We start from the raw sequence: 18054 nt of genomic DNA, 5'->3' as shown, positions 1-18054 counted from the left end.
TGGGCAAGTTAGCGCATACGTGTGGGGCGGGGCCGGGGGCGGTGGTCCGGCCCCCGGGCCCCGGAGGGCGGACGGCTCAGCCGAGACCCATGGACCGGGCGATGATCACCTTCTGGATCTCCGAGGTGCCCTCGATGATCGTCATCGACCGGACATAGCGGTACAAGAACTCCAGCGGATGTCCGCGCACCCACCCCGTGGCGCCGTGCACCTGAAGGGCCCGGTCCACCACCCGCACCGCGGTCTCCGACGAGGTCAGCTTGGCCAGCGCGGCGTTCTCCGGCGCCTCCGTGCCGCCGTCCACCAGCCGCGCGCAGGCCAGCGTCAGCAGCTTGGCGGCCTCGATCTCCGCGCGGCTGGTCACCAGGTGCTCCTGCACATGCTGGTACGCGCCGATGCGCTCCCCGAAGGCCCGCCGCTCACGGGCGTACGCGATGCCCTGCTCCAGCGCGTACTCGGCGATGCCGTCGCACATCGCGGCCACCACCAGCCGGCCCCGGGACAGGCTGTCCATACCGTTGCCGAGCGCCGAACCGACACCGTCGGCACCGCCGATCACCGCGTCGGCCGGGACCCGCGCGTCCTCCAGCAGCAGCTCGTACAGCGGCTCGCCGGACATGCCGTCGTAGCGCTGCCCGATCCGCAGCCCCGGGTTGCCCGCCTCCACCACGAAGGCGGTCGGCTCACCCTTGGCGGACGCGACGACCAGGGTGAAGTCCGCCCGGTCGGCGTTGCTCACGAAGGTCTTGCGGCCCTTGAGGACCCACTCGCCGGACGCCTCGTCGCGCACGGCGGTGGTGGTCAGCTGGAACGCGTCCGAGCCCGCGTGCGGTTCGGTCAGCGCCAGACAGCGCACCGCCTCCCCGCGCACCAGCGGCTTGAGATAGCGCTCGATCTGCTCCTCGGTGCCGTGCCGCAGCAGCGGGCTCGGACCGTCGGAGCCGGCCAGCGCGTACGGCGCGAGCGGGCAGCCGCTGCGGCCCGCGGCGTGGTGCAGCAGCACCACGGCGGTGAACGGCATGCCGGAGCCGCCCAGCTCCTCGGGATAGTCACCCGCGTAGAAGCCGAGGGCCGCCGAGCGACGGCGTACATAGTCGCGCAGCTCGGCCGGCGGCAGGTCGGCGTCCTCGGGCAGGTCCGCCGCCAGCGGCACCAGCTCCTTGCGGATGAACGCCTCGAAGGAGGCGGTCAGTTCCCGGTGGTCGGCCTCCAGGACCGACGAGGGGTGGGTGCTCACGCCGCGACCTCCCGCATCGCACGGGCCTGGTCGGCCAGCACCGGGTTCTGGAAGAACAGCCGCAGCGGCGGCCGGCCGCCGAGCCGGGGCTCCAGCCAGGCGGCGAGCTGCGCGGCCATCAGGGAGTGCCCGCCGATCTGGAAGAAGTGCGACGCCGGGGTGAAGTCGTCGTGGCCCAGCACCTCCCGCCAGCCCTCGGCGAGCAGCGCCACCTGAGGGTCGGCGGGTTCGCCGGACGCCTCGGACGCGGCGTCCGCGGCCGTCTCCTCGGGCAGTTCGGCCACCCGGCGGGCCAAGGCCGCCCGGTCCGGCTTGCCGCCCGGCAGCGTCGGCATGGCGTCCAGCCGTATCCAGCGGGCCGGTACGAGGGCGGTGGGCAGCCGGCGGGACAGCGCGGCGTGCAACTCCTGCTCGTTCGGGCCGTCGCCGTTTCCGGCGCGGGACTCAAGGAAGCCGATCAGCCGCGGCCCGGCGGGGCCGTCCGGGTCGAGCACGACGGCGGACGACCGGCCGCCCAGTTCCGCGGAGGCCGCGGCCTCCACTTCCTCCAGCTCGATGCGGTAGCCGCGCAGCTTGATCTGGTTGTCACGGCGGCCCAGGAAGCAGAGCCGGCCGGTCAGGTCCCGGTACCCGAGGTCGCCGGTGCGGTACACCCGCTCGCCGCCCAGGGCGTCCGGGGTCACGAAGCGCTCGGCGGTGGCCTGCGGGTTGCCGAGGTATCCGTCGGCCAGCCCGGCGCCCGCCACGGCCAGTTCACCGACGGCGCCCGCGGGCAGCGGCCGCAGCCCGGCGTCGAGCACCTGCATCCGGGTGCCCGGCAGCTCCGCGCCGAGCGGCACCTCGGCACCGTCCCGCAGGTCCTCGCGGGTCACCTCGTGGACGGTGCTGGTGATCGCCGCCTCGGTCACGCCGTACGCGTTGAGCACGGTGACGGACGGCGAACCGGCGGCGGCGTCCACGGCGTCGAACAGTTCGCGCAGGGCGCCGACCGGCAGCCGCTCGCCGCCCAGGACGATCGTGCGCGGCGCCCAGCGGCCGTCCCGCAGGGCCTCGCCCAACTCCTGCCGTACGGCGAGGAAGTAGCTGGTCGGCAGGTTGGCGACGGTGATGCGGCGGGCCGCCAGGACCGCGGTCAGCTCGTCCGGGGTGGGCACCTCGCGCTGCGGCAGCACCAGGCAGGCACCGGCCAGCAGCGACGGCAGCACCTCCTCCAGCGCCACGTCGAAGGACGGCTGGGCGAACAGCAGCACCCGGTCCTGTTCCGTCAGGCCGTACCGGACGGCCGTGGCGCGGGCGTGCTGGGCCAGCGCCGACCGGCTGACGACGACCGGCTTGGGCAGGCCGGTGGAGCCGGAGGTGTGGATCACGTACGCGGCGTCCTTGAAGGCGTCCGGGCCCGCGTCCTGGGCCGCGGCCACCGCCTCGGGGAACGCGGGGCCGTCCAGCAGCGCCACCGGCAGCCCTTCGGCCGGGAGGGACAGCGCGCTCTCCCGGGTGGCCAGCACCAGCGCCGGGTTCAGCCGCTCCAGCAGCGTGCGCAGGCGCCCGGTTGGGTCGTTGGGGGAGAGGGGGCAGTACACCGCGCCGGTGCGCAGGCAGGCGAGCAGCGTGACGACGGAGTCGGTGCCGCGCGGGAGGACGGCGGCCACCGGACGGCCCTCGGTCACCCCGGCCGCGCGCAGCCGGTGCGCCAGGTCGTCGATGCGGGTGCCGAGCTGACCGTACGACAGGCTCTGCGCGCCGCCCACGAGAGCCGGGCGGGCGGGGTCCTGGCGGGCGACCGGGTCGAGCACCTGGTCCGTGGGGACGGCGGCGAGGGCGTCGGTGGCCGGTGCGTCACTGCCGGCCGGTGCGGTGGCCGCTTCGGCTCCCAGTGAGGCCAGCGGCGCGTCCGGCGTCGCGAGGTACGCGCGCAGCACATCGAGGAAACGTTCCGACAGGAGCCGGACCACGTCCTCGTCGAACAGGTCCCGGTCGTAGTCCCACACCAGCGTCATCCCGGCGGCGCCCTGCCGCGGGCCGACCATGCGCCGGTCGTCCGGCATCAGCACCAGGTCCAGGTCGAAGCGCGTGGTACCGGTGTTGAACCCCTCGAACAGCGCCACCTCCAGCTCCGGCACCTCGATTTCCGGCAGCGCCGCGTCGTGCGCGCTGAACATCACGCTGAACAGCGGGTTGTCCGCACCGGTGGTGTGCCGGCCGAGTGCCCGCGTCAGCTCCTGCACCGGCACCTCCTGGTGCGGCAGCGCCCGGATGAGGGTGTCGGTGACCTCGTCCACCGTCTCCAGCGCCCCGGCCGCCCCGTCCGGCCGCAGGCGCAGCGGGATGGTGTTGACGAACATGCCGACGGTCTCCTCGAAGCCCACCGGACGGTTGCCCACCGCCGTGCCGACAACGATGTCGGTCCGTCCGCTGTGCCGTCGCAGCAGCTCCGCGAACAGGCTCAGCAGCGTGGAGAACGGCGTGTGCCCCTGCGCACGGCTGCTCTCCCGCAGCCGCTCTGCCAGGTCGGCGCCGATGGCCTGGCGCAGCTGCCCGCCCGCGTGCCGCCGCTGCGCGCCTGGCCGGGCGAGGCCGGGCAGCGGCAGGTCGAACGTGGCGTCCGCCAGCTCCGCCGTCCAGTGCGCCAGGCTGGCCTGCCGGTCGGCGCCCGCCGCGGCGCGCGCGTGCTCCTCGTACGAGCGTGTCGCGGGCAGCTTCACCGGCTCGCCGAGCACCTGCCCGCGGTACGCGGAGAACACGTCGCGCAGCAGGATCGCGAAGGAGTGCCCGTCGTGGATGAGGTGGTGCTCGACGTGCACGACACGGTGGTGCCGCTCGCCGAGCCGCGCCACGCACCAGCGCAGCAGCGGAGCCTCGGAGGTGTCGAGCGGTGTCTCGGCCTCGGTCCGCAGCAGCTCCTGGAACGCGGCTTCCGGATCGGCCTCCTGGGAGAGGTCCACCGTGCGCATGCGTGGGCTACATCGCTCGCGCACCCGCTGCCGGGGCACATCGCCCGGCTGCTCGACGAGTTCGAGGCGCAGCCCGGCGTGCCGGTCGAGCGCGGTGCCGAGCGCGTCGCGCAGGGCCGCTTCGTCGAGCCGGCCCCACAGGTCGATCGAGGCCGTGAAGTTGTAGGCACGGCTGCCCGGCAGCATCTGCTCGTGCAGCCAGACGACGTCCTGGGACGGTGAGAGTCCGAACATGGTCCATCCTTCGGTGGTGGATGAGGGGTGAGCTCGGTCCGGCACCCGCTGTCGGTCGGACGCGGGGGCCGGGTGGGTGGTGCGGAGCCGGTGCCGGCCCTCGGGTGGGGGCCGGGCCGCCGGTGTCCGGGTCAGGCGACCGGGGTCGCGGTGCTTGCGTCGTGCCGGCCGGCCGCGGTTGCGGCCGGTTCGCCGGACAGTTCGGCGGTCAGCGCGGTGAAGGCGTCGTGGACGAGGCCGTCCGGAAAGGCGTCCCGGTCCCAGGCCATCCGTACGAGCAGGTCGGTCCCGTACGAGACGGAGACCGCGAACGGCGCCTGGAGCGGCCGCCCGTCGATGTGCACCTCCCGGCCCGCGACGCCGCCCAGCCGCAGCGGCGGCCTGCGGTGCAGGTCCTCGAAGGTCAGCAGGCCGTCCAGCCGTCCCGTCCAGGGGACGGTGGCCGTCCGGGCCGCGCGGACCACCTCGTCGAACGGGGTGTCGGCGTGGTCGAGGTCGTCCCACCAGGTGGTGGTCAGGTCGTCGGGGCCGCAGGCGGCGGCCGGGTGGACGACGGTGTTGAGGAAGCAGCCCAGGACGGGTGGCGCCGCCGCGGGACGGCCGCCCCAGGGGTAGCCGAGCAGGGGCGTACGACCGGGCGCGTCCGCCTCGCAGAGGGCGCGCGCGACATTGCCGCACGCCCCGAGCAGGACGGGGAAGGCCGTGGCCCGCCCGTCGTCGGCACGGATCGGCAGCCGCGCCTGGAGCGCGCCGGTGGGACGCGGCGCTTCCGCTGCGGACGCGCGTTCCGCCGCGCGCCCTTCGGGAGCCGCACCAATGCCGCCGCTCGCCGGCGCGGGAGCGATCCTGCGCGCCCAGTACGCGAGCGCGGCCGTCCCCGAAGCGCGCTTCTCCGCGTCCAGTTGCAGACGTACGGCCTCCCGGTACCCGGCCACCTCCGCCGCCGCGAGGTCCAGCGGCACATCGTGGGGGCCGAGCCCTTGCTCGTACGCCGTACCGAGGTCCGCTGAGATCCGGCCGAGCGACTGCTCGTCGCACACGGCGTGGTCCAGCACGAGAGCGAGGATCTCCACGGGACCCGTGGAGCCGTCGGTTGGTGCGTCGGCGCCGGTGTGGGCGTTGGCGCCGGCCTGGGCATCGGCCAGGAACAGCCGCAGCGGCGGGCCTTCGGCCGGCCACGCCAGCAGCGTCCGGCGCAGCGCCGCCGCCGCGCTCTCACCTGGGCGCGGAGTCACCCTGTGCACTTGCGCCTCGGGCGCACCGAGCCGCTGGACGGGTGCGCCGCGCAGGACGTCGGGCCGCGTACGGAGCGCGGGGTGGGCGGCGGCCAGGTGACCGGCGGCGGCGCGCAGCCGCGCCAGGTCGATCGTGCCGCTCGGGAAGGCGAAGAAGAGCGGTACGACGTCGGGTCGGCCGCCGGGCGCGAGCCGCCGGGCGAGCAGGAACCGCCGCTGCGCGCCGGTGACGGGCAGCAGCGCCTCCGGGGTGCTCACGCCCGCGGCGGCCTTCTCGTAGCGGGCGAGGTACTGCTCGGTGATGTTGACGGTGACCGGCCGGGCACCGGTGGCGGTGCCGGGCCGTACGCCGTCGCCGGTGGCGAAGTGGGTACGGATGCCGGTTCCGGCCGGTTTGCCGGTGCTGATGCCGACTGTCGTGCTGGGGTCCACGATGACCTCCCTTGCGCCGCCGCGGACAGGGCGTCGCCTACGAGACGTGTAAGACGTACGAGATGGATGCGTACTGTGCGAGATGTGACTCTCAGGAGAGGCGCACGGTCTGCGGGCGTGGCCGCGCACGGTGCAGCGCGGCCGGCCGGGCCGCAGGTTCCGGCCCGCCGGTCGTCCACCCGCGCCTGCGCGCAGGTCAGCCGGCCGCTCCGGGCGCATCAACTGCCTCGGGGGCCGCCCCGGACGCAGCGCCCGGCGCCGCTTCTCCGCGCGCCGTACCGGCAGTGGGCAGGTCCCGCAGCTTCCGCAGCGGCGACACCAGCAGCGGCAGCGGTACGAGCAGGAATCCGGCCGCGCACACCCACACGGCGGCCCGCGGACCGGCCGCCCCGGCGATGGAACCGCCGGCCAGCGCGCCGAGTGGCATGGTCCCCCAGACCATGAACCGCAGGGTGGCGTTCATCCGGCCCAGCAGGGCGTCGGGGCAGAGCAGTTGCCGGAAGCTCACCTGCGCCACGTTGTAGACGACCGCGCCGAAGAAGACCGCACCCGAGCCGAGCGCGAACCATCCGGCGGCGGCTCCGGGGCCCGCCAGCGGCCACAGCAGGGCGAACGGCCCGGTGACCACGGGAGCGAGCCAGATGATGCGGGCCTGGCCCAGCCGCCGGGCGATCGGTCCGGCGCACAGCGCACCGGTCAGGCCGCCGACGGCGGAGGCGGACAGCATCAGCCCGAGCACGCCGGGCGGCAGTCCCAGCTCCCGCGTCAGGAACACGGTCTGCACGGCTACGAGCATCGCCGAGAAGAAGTTCGCCACCCCGGTCGACAGGGCGATCATGCGCAGGACGGGGTGCCGCAGCACGAAGGCCAGGCCCTCCTTGACCTGTGCCGACAGTGACACACCCGGCGTGACCTCGGGCTCCGGCTCCCGGACGCGGATACCGCGCAGGAACAGGGCGGACGCGAGGTATCCGGCCGCGTTGGCCAGCACGGCCACCGGCGGCCCGAGCAGCTGGACGATGCCGCCACCGAGCCCGGGTCCGGCCACCTGCGCGGCCGAACGGGCCGTCTCCAGCGCCCCGTTGCCCGCCACCAGCTGCGGGCCGGGCAGTACCCTCGGCAGGTAGCTCTGGTGGGCGACGTCGAAGAACACGGTGGCGACGCCGGTGACGAAGGCCACCACGTACAGCTGGGCCATCGTCAGGGCGTGGCACATCGCGGCGAGCGGCACGCTGCCCATCGCCACGGCCCGCACCAGGTCCGTACGGATCAGCAGCGGCAGCCGCCGGACCCGGTCCACCCAGGCGCCCGCCGGCAGGCCGATGAGCAGGAACGCGGCGGTCTCGGCCGCGGTGAGCAGGCCCACTTCGAAGGCCGAGGCGTGCAGCCCGACGACGGCCACCAGGGGCAGGGCCACCAGGGCCACTTGAGTGCCTGCCTGGCTGGCCGCGGCCCCGGCGAGCAGCAGCCGGAAGTCGCGATGGCGGAGGAGCCCGTCACCGGCGCGGCTGCCGGAGGCTCGTGAGGTGGTCACATGGCTGACATTTGGTGATGAAGAGGGGACGGGTCAAAACGACCGTAAGGTTTCCGGACAGCTTGATCCGCATTCCGGACGCCATCTGAAGGTTTTGTCGTAAACCGTCCGTTCTTTCTGGTCCACCCTGCCTCGGGGTGACCTGCTACATCCTCACCAAACGTTCACCGTGCGACCATATTTTCGGCCGTCGAGTGAATGTCCGGTTAGTGCGGCTGGCCGTGTTCGAGACCCGTAAGGATGGGTGACGTACGGGGCGGCATGTGTTACGAGCCGTGAACCCAGTGTGTTCGCGGGTCCCGGACCTCCGGATCCGGCGCACCGGAACCCGGAACGCGCGCCGGGCCGCCCGTCCCGGGCCGCACGGTCAGACCCAGCCGGCACCGGTCCAGATACTCCGTGATCTCCTCGTCGTCCCACCCGCCCGCCTCCCGCAGCCCCGACGACAGATGCGCCAGATAGGCGTCGGCCGGCTGCGTACGCGGCACTTCGCCCGCGCGCCACGGCGCCGTGAATGTGAGCAGCGGCACCCCGTCCAGCGTGCCGGGGCGCACCAGCGTCTCGTAGCGGCCGGGCCCGAGCCGTGCCCGGCCCCGGTCCAGCACCTCGGTCAGGTCCAGGTCCGCCGCCGGGGCCCGGGACATCTCCTGCGCCGCGATGTCGGAGAACTGGCCCTGTGTCACCAGATGGGCGCGGGCCCACACCTCGCCGGGCCCGTCCGGGTCGTAGAACGCCACACCGCCCGTCCAGGTCAGCGACTCCAGCGCGAAGTACAGGGTCCCCGGCAGCACGACCGGCACGGAACGGACCGGCGGCCGCGGGTCCCGGCACCCCGGGCAGGTACGCAGACCGCCCGGCGGCCGCCCGCCCGTCAAGTAATGGCGCAGCCGCGCGCCGTGCATGTTGGAGCCGTACGACACGTACCAGACGTGCACCGTCTCATCCCTCCACCCGCAGGGCCGGGACAAACTTTCCCGTCTCCGCACCAACCGAACACAACGCATGACCCGGGCGATTCATCAGGCACGCCGCACTCCGCCCACATGCCGAGTCGTACGCCATGGTGCGCCCGCCGCCACCGCAGATCGCTGAACGAATCCTGCGGTTTGGTAAAGAAATGGCTGTGAGCCCTGTTCAGAGGGGGGTCACAGGAGACAGGATCCCCCGTGCAGCTCTGTGATCACCGCCGCCGTGTGCGGCGCTTTATGCAGGGGGACCCCCACGTGAGACGAACAGCAGCGCTCGGCGCCGCCGGCACCCTGGTGACCGGCACGCTCATAGCCGGAGCGATAGCCGCCACGCCCGCCAGCGCGGGCCAGCAGCACCACCGCGGCTCGGCCGAGGACCGCGGCGTGCAGGTCGCCGCCGACCGCGCGGCCAAGAAGGGCATCGACTGGCAGGCCTGCCCGGCCGACTGGGGCCTGAAGGCCCCCATCCAGTGCGGTTACGTGACCGTGCCGATGGACTACGCCAAGCCGAACGGCCCCACCATCAAGATCGCTGTCGACCGGATCGGCAACACCGGCGGCAAGAAGGAGCGACAGGGCTCCCTGATCTACAACCCCGGCGGCCCCGGCGGCTCGGGCATGAAGTTCCCGAACCGCGTCACCGGCAAGAACGCGGTATGGGCGAAGACCGCCAAGGCGTACGACTTCGTGGGCTTCGACCCGCGCGGCGTCGGCCACTCCGCCCCGATCTCCTGCGTCGACCCGCAGGAGTTCGTCAAGGCGCCCAAGGCCGACCCGGTGCCGGACAGCGAGGCCGACAAGCGCGCGCAGCGCAAGCTCGCCAAGGAGTACGCTCAGGGCTGCAAGGAGCGCAGCGGCGCTCTGCTGCCGCACATGACGACGCCGAACACGGCCCGTGACCTGGACGTGATCCGCGCCGCCCTCGGCGAGAAGAAGCTCAACTACCTCGGCGTCTCCTACGGCACTTACCTCGGCGCCGTGTACGCGACGCTCTTCCCGGACCACGTCCGCCGGATGCTCGTCGACTCCGTCGTCGACCCGTCGCGCGAGAAGGTCTGGTACCAGGCCAACCTCGACCAGGACCTCGCCTTCGAGACGCGCTGGAGCGACTGGAAGAAGTGGGTCGCCCAGCACGACGCCGTGTACCACATCGGCGACACCGAGGCCAAGGTCCAGGCGAAGTGGGAGCAGCTGCGCGCCACCGCCAAGAAGAACCCGATCGGTGGCGTCGTCGGTCCGGCCGAGCTGACCAGCTTCTTCCAGAACGCCCCCTACTACGACTCCGCGTGGGCCTCGACCGCCCAGGTCTGGAGCGCGTACCTGTCGGGTGACGCCAAGCCGCTGATCCAGAACGCGGGCCCGGACATGAGCGACACCGCGGGCAACGCCGCCTCCGAGAACAGCAACGCGGTCTACACGGCCGTCGAGTGCAACGACGCCAAGTGGCCCACCAGCTGGCGCAAGTGGGACCGGGACAACACCCGTACCCACCAGAAGGCACCGTTCATGACCTGGGCCAACGCCTGGATGAACCTGCCCTGCGCCACCTGGCCGGAGAAGCAGCAGACCCCCGTCGAGGTGCGGACCGGCAAGGGCCTGCCCAGCGTCCTGATCGTGCAGAGCACCCGTGACGCGGCGACCCCGTTCGGCGGCGCCGTCGAGCTGCACAAGCGCCTCAAGGGCTCCCGCATGATCATCGAGAAGGGCGCCGGCTCGCACGGCGTCACCAGCCTGGTCAACCCCTGCATCAACAACCGGGTCGACACCTACTTCCAGACCGGGAAGACCGACTCCAAGGACGTGACGTGCGCGCCGCACGCCACCCCGGAGCCGAGCAAGGCCTGACCGGACACCGGAACACCGGGCCCCGTGCCCCCGCGGCTGTGAAGCCCGCGGGAGCACGGGACTCCGTCGTTGCCGGAACGGTCAGCGGAAACGCCGGGCCAGGCCGCGTGCCGACTGCTGCCGCGCCTTCGCCTCGTTCGCGTACATGTCGACGTACTCCTGCCCGGAGAGCCGCAGGATCTCGTACATGATCTCGTCGGTGACGGCGCGCAGCGCGGCGTGCTCACCGTCCAGCCCCGCGAACCGCCCGAACTCCAGCGGCTTGCCGAAGCGGATCGTGATGCGCATCGCCCGCGGCAGCCGCCGCCCGGTGGGCTGCGCCTCGAACGTGCCGATCATCGCGCACGGCACCACCGGCACCTGCGCCTTGATCGCCATCGCCGCCACGCCCGTACGGCCTTTGTACAGCCGGCCGTCGTGCGACCGTGTCCCTTCCGGATAAATTCCCAGCACCCGTCCTTTGCGCAGCACCGCCAGCCCGGACTTCAGCGCGGCCTGCGCCGCCTTGCCGCCGGACCGGTCCACCGGAATCTGTCCGATGCCCCGGAAGAATGCGGCGGTCAGCCGCCCGCGCACCCCCGGTCCGGTGAAGTATTCGGCTTTCGCCAGAAACGTGACCCGGCGCGGCACGATCACCGGCATCACGAAGTGGTCGGAGAACGACAGGTGATTACCGGCGATGATCGCCGCCCCTTCCGGCGGCACATGATCCAGCCCTTCCACGTGCGGCCGGAACAACAGCCTGAGCAACGGCCCGAGGATCACGTATTTGAGGATCTGATAGAACACCGGGCTTCCCCCCTCACTCTCCGGAACCGGTCCCACGCCGAGGTGGGCGTTGTTTTCGCAGGTCAGGCGAGGTGCAAGGGGAAATAGTCTACGTGCGGAAACGGGTATTCCGTAACCACCCCGCAGGAGACCGGGTGCCGGCCGGGAGCCGGGCGTGCCGACGTCCCGGCGGGCGGCCGGGTGGGAACCGGGGTGGTGCGAGCGCCTCGGGACGGCGCTGCGCACGCGCCCCGTGGCCGCGTGGTGACGGACGGTACCGATATTCGACCGTTCCGTCACCGGAATCCATGCCGTGCACGGCAGTCGGTCAACTGGCGGTATCGTCCCGGAAAACGGTTGATGCCCTCCGTCATCCGGACATGGGGGGGACGGGGCGTTCACGGGGGAGTCCGGGGCGCCGACGCGTCGCGCGGGCCGTCGCGCCCGCGCCCTGGCGCGCCCGGGCTGTACACGGGGGTCGCGGCGGCGTGTTGAGGCGTTCGGCGCGTGCATGGATGGACGTTTACTTCAGAGATGGTGTTCTGTGACTGAGATATCCGTAGTCGTGATCGTCTACAACGATGCCGAACGGCTGCCTGTTGCGGTGCGGTCGGTGCTGGACCAGTCGTTCGGCGATGTCGAGGTGGTGATCGTCGACGACTGCAGTACGGATGGTTCGTTCGCGGTGGCGCAGGAGCTGGCGGCGGGGTGCCCGGAACGGATCCGGGCGTTTCAGTTGGAGCGGAACAGCGGTGCGGGGGGTGAGCCGCGGAACCGGGGGATCCGGGAAGCGGTGGGGCGCTATGTGATGTTCCTGGACAGTGATGATGTCCTGGAGCGCCATGCGTGCCGCAACCTGGTGGAGGCGGCGGTCGAGACCCGGGCGGACCTGGTGTCGGGGCTGTGTGTGCGGGTGCACAAGGACACGCCGGGCCAGAAGCGCAACGAGTGGTATGCCTGGCTGTACGGGCAGACGCGGACGCTGGAGTCGGTCGAGGAACTGCCGGATCTGTTCGTGTGGGACACGCTGTCGACGAACAAGTGCTATCGGCGGGAATTCCTGCTGGAGCACGATCTTCGGTTCCCGGCGGGAATGTTCTATGAGGACCTGCAGTTCATCGCGGAAGCGTATCTGGCGGCCGGACGGATCACGCTGATCCCGAATCAGGTGTATTTCTGGCACGTATATGCGGACGCGGCCGTGAAGTCGGTGACCAACCGACGCCACGAGATGACCAATTACGCGCACCGGCTGGAGGTGCACCGGCGCATCGACGCGATGCTGGCGGCGCGGGGGCTGGACGAAATCCGGGCGGCGAAGGACGTCAAGTTCCTCAAGCACGACCTGGTGCTGCATCTGCGCGATCTGCCGTTCCGCGACGAGGGGTACCGGGCGGAATTCGCGAGGCTCTCGGCCGGGTACCTGGCCACCCTCGACCCCGGAGCATATGGACGGGCCCAGCCGCTGCAGGCGATCTGCGCGTACCTGCTGGGCCGCGGGGACTGGGCGAATCTGATTCCGGCGGTCGACGCGCTGCTCAATCCCGGCAAGGTGGCGGTGCCGCTGGTGGAGCGGGACGGGCGGATCTTCTGGTGCGGGGAGCACCTGGATGACGCGCTGGGCCGGCAGGTGCTGGAGGTGACCGACCTCGGCTACCACACGCAGCCGCTGGAGAAGATGTTCCTGCGCAATCAGCTCACCGCGTTCGCCGCGGCGCCGGGCGGCGGGGTGCGGCTGGCGGGGCAGATCACCAACCCGCTGGGGGTGGTGGGCCAGGACGCGCGGCTGCGGGCCGAACTGCAGTTCACCGCGCGCCGGCGCGGCCTGCAGACCTTCACCTTCCCCGTGCAGACGGTGCGGCACGGCGGGCAGGTCATCGAGTGGGAGGCGCTGGCCGACATCAGTGCGCGGCTGCGGCCGCTGGGCCTGATCGACACCGTCTGGGATGTGCGTCTGGTCCTGGAGGCGGACGGCAAGCGCACCACCACCCGGCTGTCCGTGGCCGATACGGACCTGTCGGGGCGGCCGCTGCCGGTACGGCCGTGGCTGACGCGGATGGTCGCCGACCATGTGCGCCCGCACGTCTCCGGCAAGGGTCACCTGGCTTTCGAGCTGGTGGGGGAGGACCCGCAGCGCGAGCGCGCCCGGGAGCTGATCACCCGCAGCTTCGAGGGCAAGCCCGGCGCGCTGGCCAAATCGGGATACCGGAAGGCGAGGGAGCTGCGCAAAACCCTCGCCTCGGGGGACACGAAGCTGCGGGCCTATCACGAGGTGTTCTCGCGGCTGCCGGTCAAGAAGCGCACGGTGGTGTTCGAAAGCCATCTGGGGCGGCAGTTCAGCGACAGTCCGCGAGCGCTGTACGAGGAAATGCGCCGCCAGGGGCTGGAGTTCGAGGCGTACTGGTCCTATACGGGTGATCCGGGCCCCTTCCCGAAGGACGCGACGCTGGTGCGGCGCTGGTCGCTGCCCTACCTCAAGGCGCTGGCGCAGGCGGAGTTCTGGGTGGACAACCAGAGTTTCCCGTTGAAGCTGACGAAGCGGCCGGAGACGACGTACATCCAGACCTGGCACGGCTCGGCGCTGAAGAAGATGGGCTTCGACCAGCCGGCCCAGAAGGCGCTGACGCGTCGGCAGCAAGCGGAGCAACAGGAATCGCTGAATCGTTTCGACCGGTTCCTGATCCGCTCGGAGCACGATGTGCACACCCTGGCGAAGGCGTTCCGGCTGCCGGAGCGTGCGCTGCTGCGGGTGGGCTATCCGCGTAACGACGTGCTGGTGCAGGCCCGCCGCCGCGAGGAGGCGGGCCAGGCGCGCGAACGTGGCCCGCTGGCCGCGGAGTTGGGCATCGACGCGGACAAGCAGGTGGTGTTGTACGCGCCGACGTTCCGCACCGCTGGCAAGGGATCGCATCAATTCGAGCTGCCGTTTGATGTGGAGCGTTTCGCCGAGCGGTTCGGGGACCGGTTCGTGCTGCTGGTGCGTTCGCACTATCTCAACCATGTGACGCTGCCGCCGACGGTGGCCGGCCGGGTCATCGATGTCTCGGCACATCATGACGTGGCGCCGTTCCTGGAGCTGGCGGACGCGCTGGTGACCGACTATTCGTCGGTGATGTTCGACTACGCGCTGCTGGACCGGCCGATGCTGTTCTTCACCTACGACTACGAGCAGTACGTGAATGAGCAGCGCGGGACGTATTTCGACCTGCGCGAGAACGCCCCGGGCCCGCTCGTGGAATCGGAGGAGGAATTCTTCACCGCGCTGGCCGGCCTGGAGGCCCAGCAGCACGAATACGCCCCGGCGCGTAAGCGTTTTGTTTCCCGCTTCGGCGAGTACGAGCGCGGGGATGCCGCCCGCAGCCTCGTCGAGCAGTTCTTTTCCCACTGGAGCCGTCGATGACCACCACCAGCACCACCAGCACCCTCGAACCGGGCCCGTTCCCGGTGACGCGGGATGTCTTCTTCGTCTCCAACAGCGTCAACGAGCTGGGCGGGATCACGAGCTGGTCGCATCAGATGGCGGAACTGTTCGCCGCGCGCGGCCACCGGGTGCACCTGATCGGCATCACCCCGCCCCCGGCCGGCCGCGCCCGCACCCTCGCCGACGACCTGCCGTACGCCACCACGACCCTGTACGACGAGCATCCGCCGCAGGTGCGGCCGGTGCGGTCGCTGAAGGACCGGGCGAATGTGGCCGAGCGCCGGCGGCGGGCGGCCCGCGAGGCGGGCATGCGCGTACAGGCGGCGAAGATGAGTGCGCTGTTCGCCGCGGCCCGTCCGGGCGCGGTGATCATCGTGACGCAGGTGTGGGCGATGGAGTGGGTGGCGCTGGCCCACACCGGCGGCCACACCGTCATCGGGATGAGCCATGAGTCCTTCGACACCTGCCGCAAGTCCTCCCGCTTCCAGCGTGTGAAGACCTTCTACGCCGATGTCGACCGGATGCTGACGCTGACCCGCGAGGACGCGGACGCCTGGATCCGCGAGCGGATGGACAACGTCGGCTTCATGCCCAACCCGCTGCCCTTCTACCCCGAGGTCCCCTCCGACCGCGGTGCCAAGGTGGTGGCCAGCATCGGGCGGCTGCACGAGGAGAAGGGCGTCGACCTGCTCCTGGAGGCCTGGGCCCTCCTCACCGCCCGCCACCCCGAGTGGACCCTGCGCGTCTACGGCGCCGGCGAGGAGGAGGACGCCCTGAAGAAGCAGAGCGCCCAGCTCGGCATCGCCGATTCCGTGGCCTGGATGGGCCGCACCGGCGATGTGCCCGGCGCGCTGCGCCAGGCCGCGGTGTTCGTCCTCAGCTCCCGCGGCGAGGGCTTCCCGCTGGCCCCGATGGAGGCCATGGCCACCGCGGTGCCCTGCGTCGCCTTCGACGTCGCCCCCGGCGTACGCGAAATCATCCGGCACGGCGAGGACGGGCTGCTGGCCCCGCCCGGCAACACCGGCGAACTCGCCCGCCACCTGGAGACCCTCATCGGCGACCAGGAGCTGCGCGACCGCATGGGCGACCTCGCCCGCACCAACATCCAGCGCTACGCGACCGACGAGATCGTCCACCGCTGGGAGAACCTCTTCACCTTCCTGGAGCGGTGAATCGTTTTCTCGGGTGGCGCCCACCGTCTTCGCGGTGGGCGTCGCCCGGGCCGACGCGGCACACATAGCGGCTCACTCGTACGAGAACGGGCATCACCGGTTCGGTCCGAGGGGGCCGTCACAGTTTCCTCGCTAATCAAACTTGACTAATGGTCCTCGCCAGGCGTACTTTTCTTCCGCGCGGCCTCGGGGAGTGGCCGCGCGGCCGAAAACCGTGAGGAGACGTTCGCGTGACCTTCCTGCCTGACACCGGGTACGTACCGACCGACGAGGACCGTGCGAGCCTGGACGCCTGGTTCGCGGAGTACGACGCGCAGAGCGCGAAGCGCAACGTGGAGCGCATGGCCGACATGGCGGTGTTCCCGCTCAACCTCGTGAGTGACGACTCGGCCGGCAACGGCCGCTCGGCGCAGTGGGACCGGGAGCAGTTCGTCGCGACGATGACCCACGTGATGGGTGAGGGGAACGAGGACATCACTTTCGCATCCACCCGGACGCCCGTCTTCCTCTCACCCTCGATGGCCGTGGTCTTCACGGACTCGACCATGACGCGGGAAGGCACGAGCCAGCAGCTGCGGTACGCCGACATCCTGATCCGGCGGGACGGCGGGTGGGCGTTCCAGACCATGATCCAGGGCGGCTGGGGCGACAACTTGTAGGCCCGGCCGTGGGCCGGGAGCGGGGGCAGTGTAGGGGGGCGGTGTGCCGGGCGGGCGGAATTCATCACGTTGCGAGGAGGGCTGAGTCGGCACCTCCGTGTCCTCCGTAGAACTGGGTGCCCACCGTGCACGGAGGCAACTGCGCCACCACGGCGACGTTCCCGTGTGCTCCCCTGTGGCCCAGCTGGAGGTCGGAGAAGTGAGCCACCGATACCTGAGCAAGAGTCATCGGCATGTGAACAAGCGGACCGGAGCCCTGGTCGGCGGCGCGGGCGCGGCCCTCGTGGCGGCGGCGATCGTGCTGCCGCAGGCCAACGCGAGCCCGGAGCGCCCGCGGTCGATGCGGACCTTTTCCTCCGAGTCGGCCGCGCAGGTCGCTTCCGCCCTGAAGGCGGACCTCGGCGCCGACCGGACGGCGGGCTGGTACCTCGACGCCGAAAAGGGCCGGCTCGTGATGAACGTCCTGTCGGCGGACGACGCCCGGAGGGTCGAGGCGGAAGGCGCTGTGGCGCACGTCGTACGCAACAGCATGAGCGAACTCCAAGCGGCCACACGCAGGTTGAGCGACACCGCGGCCATACCCGGTACCGCCTGGTCCATCGACCCGAAGACCAACCGGGTCTCGGTCATCGCCGACCGCACGGTCACCGGCGAGAAGCTCGCCGCCCTGACCGAAGCCGTCGGAAAGATGGGGGGAGGGGTGGCGAGCGTCAAGCGGTCGGCGGGGGAGTTCCGGCGGTATCACGGAGGGGGCGGTGCCGCGGGCGCGGCGACGGACGGTGGCGGCTCCGGAAACGACTCTGGCGGAGGGAATGCCGGCGGCGGAGACGCCGGTGGCGGAGCTGGCGGGAGCGGCGGAGGGGCGGGAGCGCCGCCCCTGGGCGGGAGCGCCATCTTCGGTGGCAGCGCACGCTGCTCGCTGGGATTCAACGTCACCGTTCAGGGCGCTCCGGCGTTTCTGACCGCCGGGCACTGCGGCAAGGCATCCGCGACCTGGTCGGCCGACCAGGCGGGAGCGCAGCCGCTGGGCACGGTGGCCGACGCCCGGTTCCCCGAGAGTGACTTCGCCCTGGTGACCTACGACGACCCGGCCGCCCGGCCGGAGAGCGCGGTGGACCTGCAGAACGGCGGCACTCAGCGGATATCCCGCGCCGCGGAGGCCGCCGTGGGGATGCGGGTGCAGCGCTCCGGCAGCACGACGGGGCTGTCGGAGGGGACCGTCACCGGCCTGAACGCCACGGTGAATTACGGCAACGGTGACATCGTCAACGGGCTGATACAGACGGACGTCTGCGCGGAGCCCGGCGACAGTGGCGGGTCGATGTTCTCCGGAGACGCGGCCGTCGGGCTGACCTCCGGCGGCAGCGGCGACTGTACGCAGGGCGGGGAGACCTTCTTCCAGCCGGTCACCAAGGCCCTGGAAGCGACGGGTGCCGAGATCGGCGCGGGCGACGGCGGCGGCGCGGCGGCCAACGGCGGCGCAGACAACGGCGGCGCGGCGGACGGCGGCGACGCGACCACCACGGGCGGCGACGCGACCACCGCCCCCGGCGACTCCAACAACCCCGTATAGGGACCTGGTCCCGCCGCGCTGCCAA

At 71.7% G+C, this 18054-nt stretch carries 11 protein-coding genes; 5 read left to right on the top strand and 6 right to left on the bottom strand.

The genetic code is table 11. The features are described 5' to 3' along the window. Positions 1–76 precede the first annotated feature (76 nt). The 5 genes from ACZ53K_RS25725 to ACZ53K_RS25705 form a co-directional block, all read right to left on the bottom strand. The gene (locus tag ACZ53K_RS25725) at positions 77–1237 is read right to left on the bottom strand and encodes an acyl-CoA dehydrogenase family protein (protein WP_468840849.1); all 1161 of its coding nucleotides are present in this window, start codon (positions 1235–1237) and stop codon (positions 77–79) included. Beyond that, positions 1234–4422, bottom strand: coding sequence for a non-ribosomal peptide synthetase (locus ACZ53K_RS25720; RefSeq protein ID WP_468840847.1), 3189 nt, complete (start codon positions 4420–4422; stop codon positions 1234–1236). Before ACZ53K_RS25720 ends, ACZ53K_RS25725 begins: the two co-directional genes overlap by 4 nt. A 131-nt stretch (positions 4423–4553) precedes the next feature. Next, positions 4554–6089, bottom strand: coding sequence for a non-ribosomal peptide synthetase (locus ACZ53K_RS25715; RefSeq protein ID WP_468840845.1), 1536 nt, complete (start codon positions 6087–6089; stop codon positions 4554–4556). Between the two features lie 196 nt (positions 6090–6285). After that, positions 6286–7623: an MFS transporter gene (locus tag ACZ53K_RS25710; protein WP_468840843.1), complete on the bottom strand. Its 1338-nt coding sequence runs from the start codon at positions 7621–7623 to the stop codon at positions 6286–6288. A gap of 266 nt (positions 7624–7889) precedes the next feature. Continuing rightward, positions 7890–8558, bottom strand: a complete 669-nt coding sequence (locus ACZ53K_RS25705; protein WP_468840841.1) for a histone deacetylase — start codon at positions 8556–8558, stop codon at positions 7890–7892. A gap of 288 nt (positions 8559–8846) precedes the next feature. Between ACZ53K_RS25705 and ACZ53K_RS25700 the strand changes: the two genes are divergently transcribed. Further along, positions 8847–10436 carry an alpha/beta hydrolase gene (locus ACZ53K_RS25700; RefSeq protein WP_468840839.1) on the top strand — a complete coding sequence of 530 codons (1590 nt, stop codon included), beginning with the start codon at positions 8847–8849 and terminating at the stop codon, positions 10434–10436. Positions 10437–10517: 81 nt separating this feature from the next. On the opposite strand, the gene ACZ53K_RS25695 is transcribed toward ACZ53K_RS25700, so the two are convergent. Further along, complete coding sequence (locus tag ACZ53K_RS25695) at positions 10518–11225, bottom strand: lysophospholipid acyltransferase family protein (protein ID WP_468840837.1); 708 nt, start codon at positions 11223–11225, stop codon at positions 10518–10520. Positions 11226–11748: 523 nt separating this feature from the next. On the opposite strand from ACZ53K_RS25695, the gene ACZ53K_RS25690 reads away from it, so the two are divergent. The 4 genes from ACZ53K_RS25690 to ACZ53K_RS25675 all read left to right on the top strand — a co-directional run bounded on the left by ACZ53K_RS25690 (position 11749) and on the right by ACZ53K_RS25675 (position 18029). After that, entirely contained in the window at positions 11749–14604 is a 2856-nt protein-coding gene (locus ACZ53K_RS25690; RefSeq protein WP_468840835.1) for a bifunctional glycosyltransferase/CDP-glycerol:glycerophosphate glycerophosphotransferase, read from the top strand. After that, positions 14601–15797, top strand: a complete 1197-nt coding sequence (locus tag ACZ53K_RS25685) for a glycosyltransferase (RefSeq protein WP_468840833.1) — start codon at positions 14601–14603, stop codon at positions 15795–15797. The genes ACZ53K_RS25690 and ACZ53K_RS25685 overlap by 4 nt, the downstream gene beginning before the upstream one ends. A 230-nt stretch (positions 15798–16027) precedes the next feature. Further along, complete coding sequence (locus ACZ53K_RS25680; RefSeq protein WP_468840831.1) at positions 16028–16456, top strand: nuclear transport factor 2 family protein; 429 nt, start codon at positions 16028–16030, stop codon at positions 16454–16456. Positions 16457–16655: 199 nt separating this feature from the next. Continuing rightward, positions 16656–18029, top strand: a complete 1374-nt coding sequence (locus ACZ53K_RS25675) for a S1 family peptidase (RefSeq protein ID WP_468840829.1) — start codon at positions 16656–16658, stop codon at positions 18027–18029. Positions 18030–18054: the final 25 nt, after the last annotated feature.

This window comes from Streptomyces sp. NPDC033221 (genome assembly GCF_055577005.1).
Note: the sequence above shows the minus strand (reverse complement) of the source record. Positions and strands in the feature narration are given on the sequence as shown.

Bases quoted from the DNA above. Each gene is read 5' to 3' on its own strand.
- ACZ53K_RS25720 (WP_468840847.1), bottom strand. From the start codon at position 4,422: ATGTTCGGACTCTCACCGTCCCAGGACGTCGTCTGGCTGCACGAGCAG.
- ACZ53K_RS25685 (WP_468840833.1), top strand. From the start codon at position 14,601: ATGACCACCACCAGCACCACCAGCACCCTCGAACCGGGCCCGTTCCCG.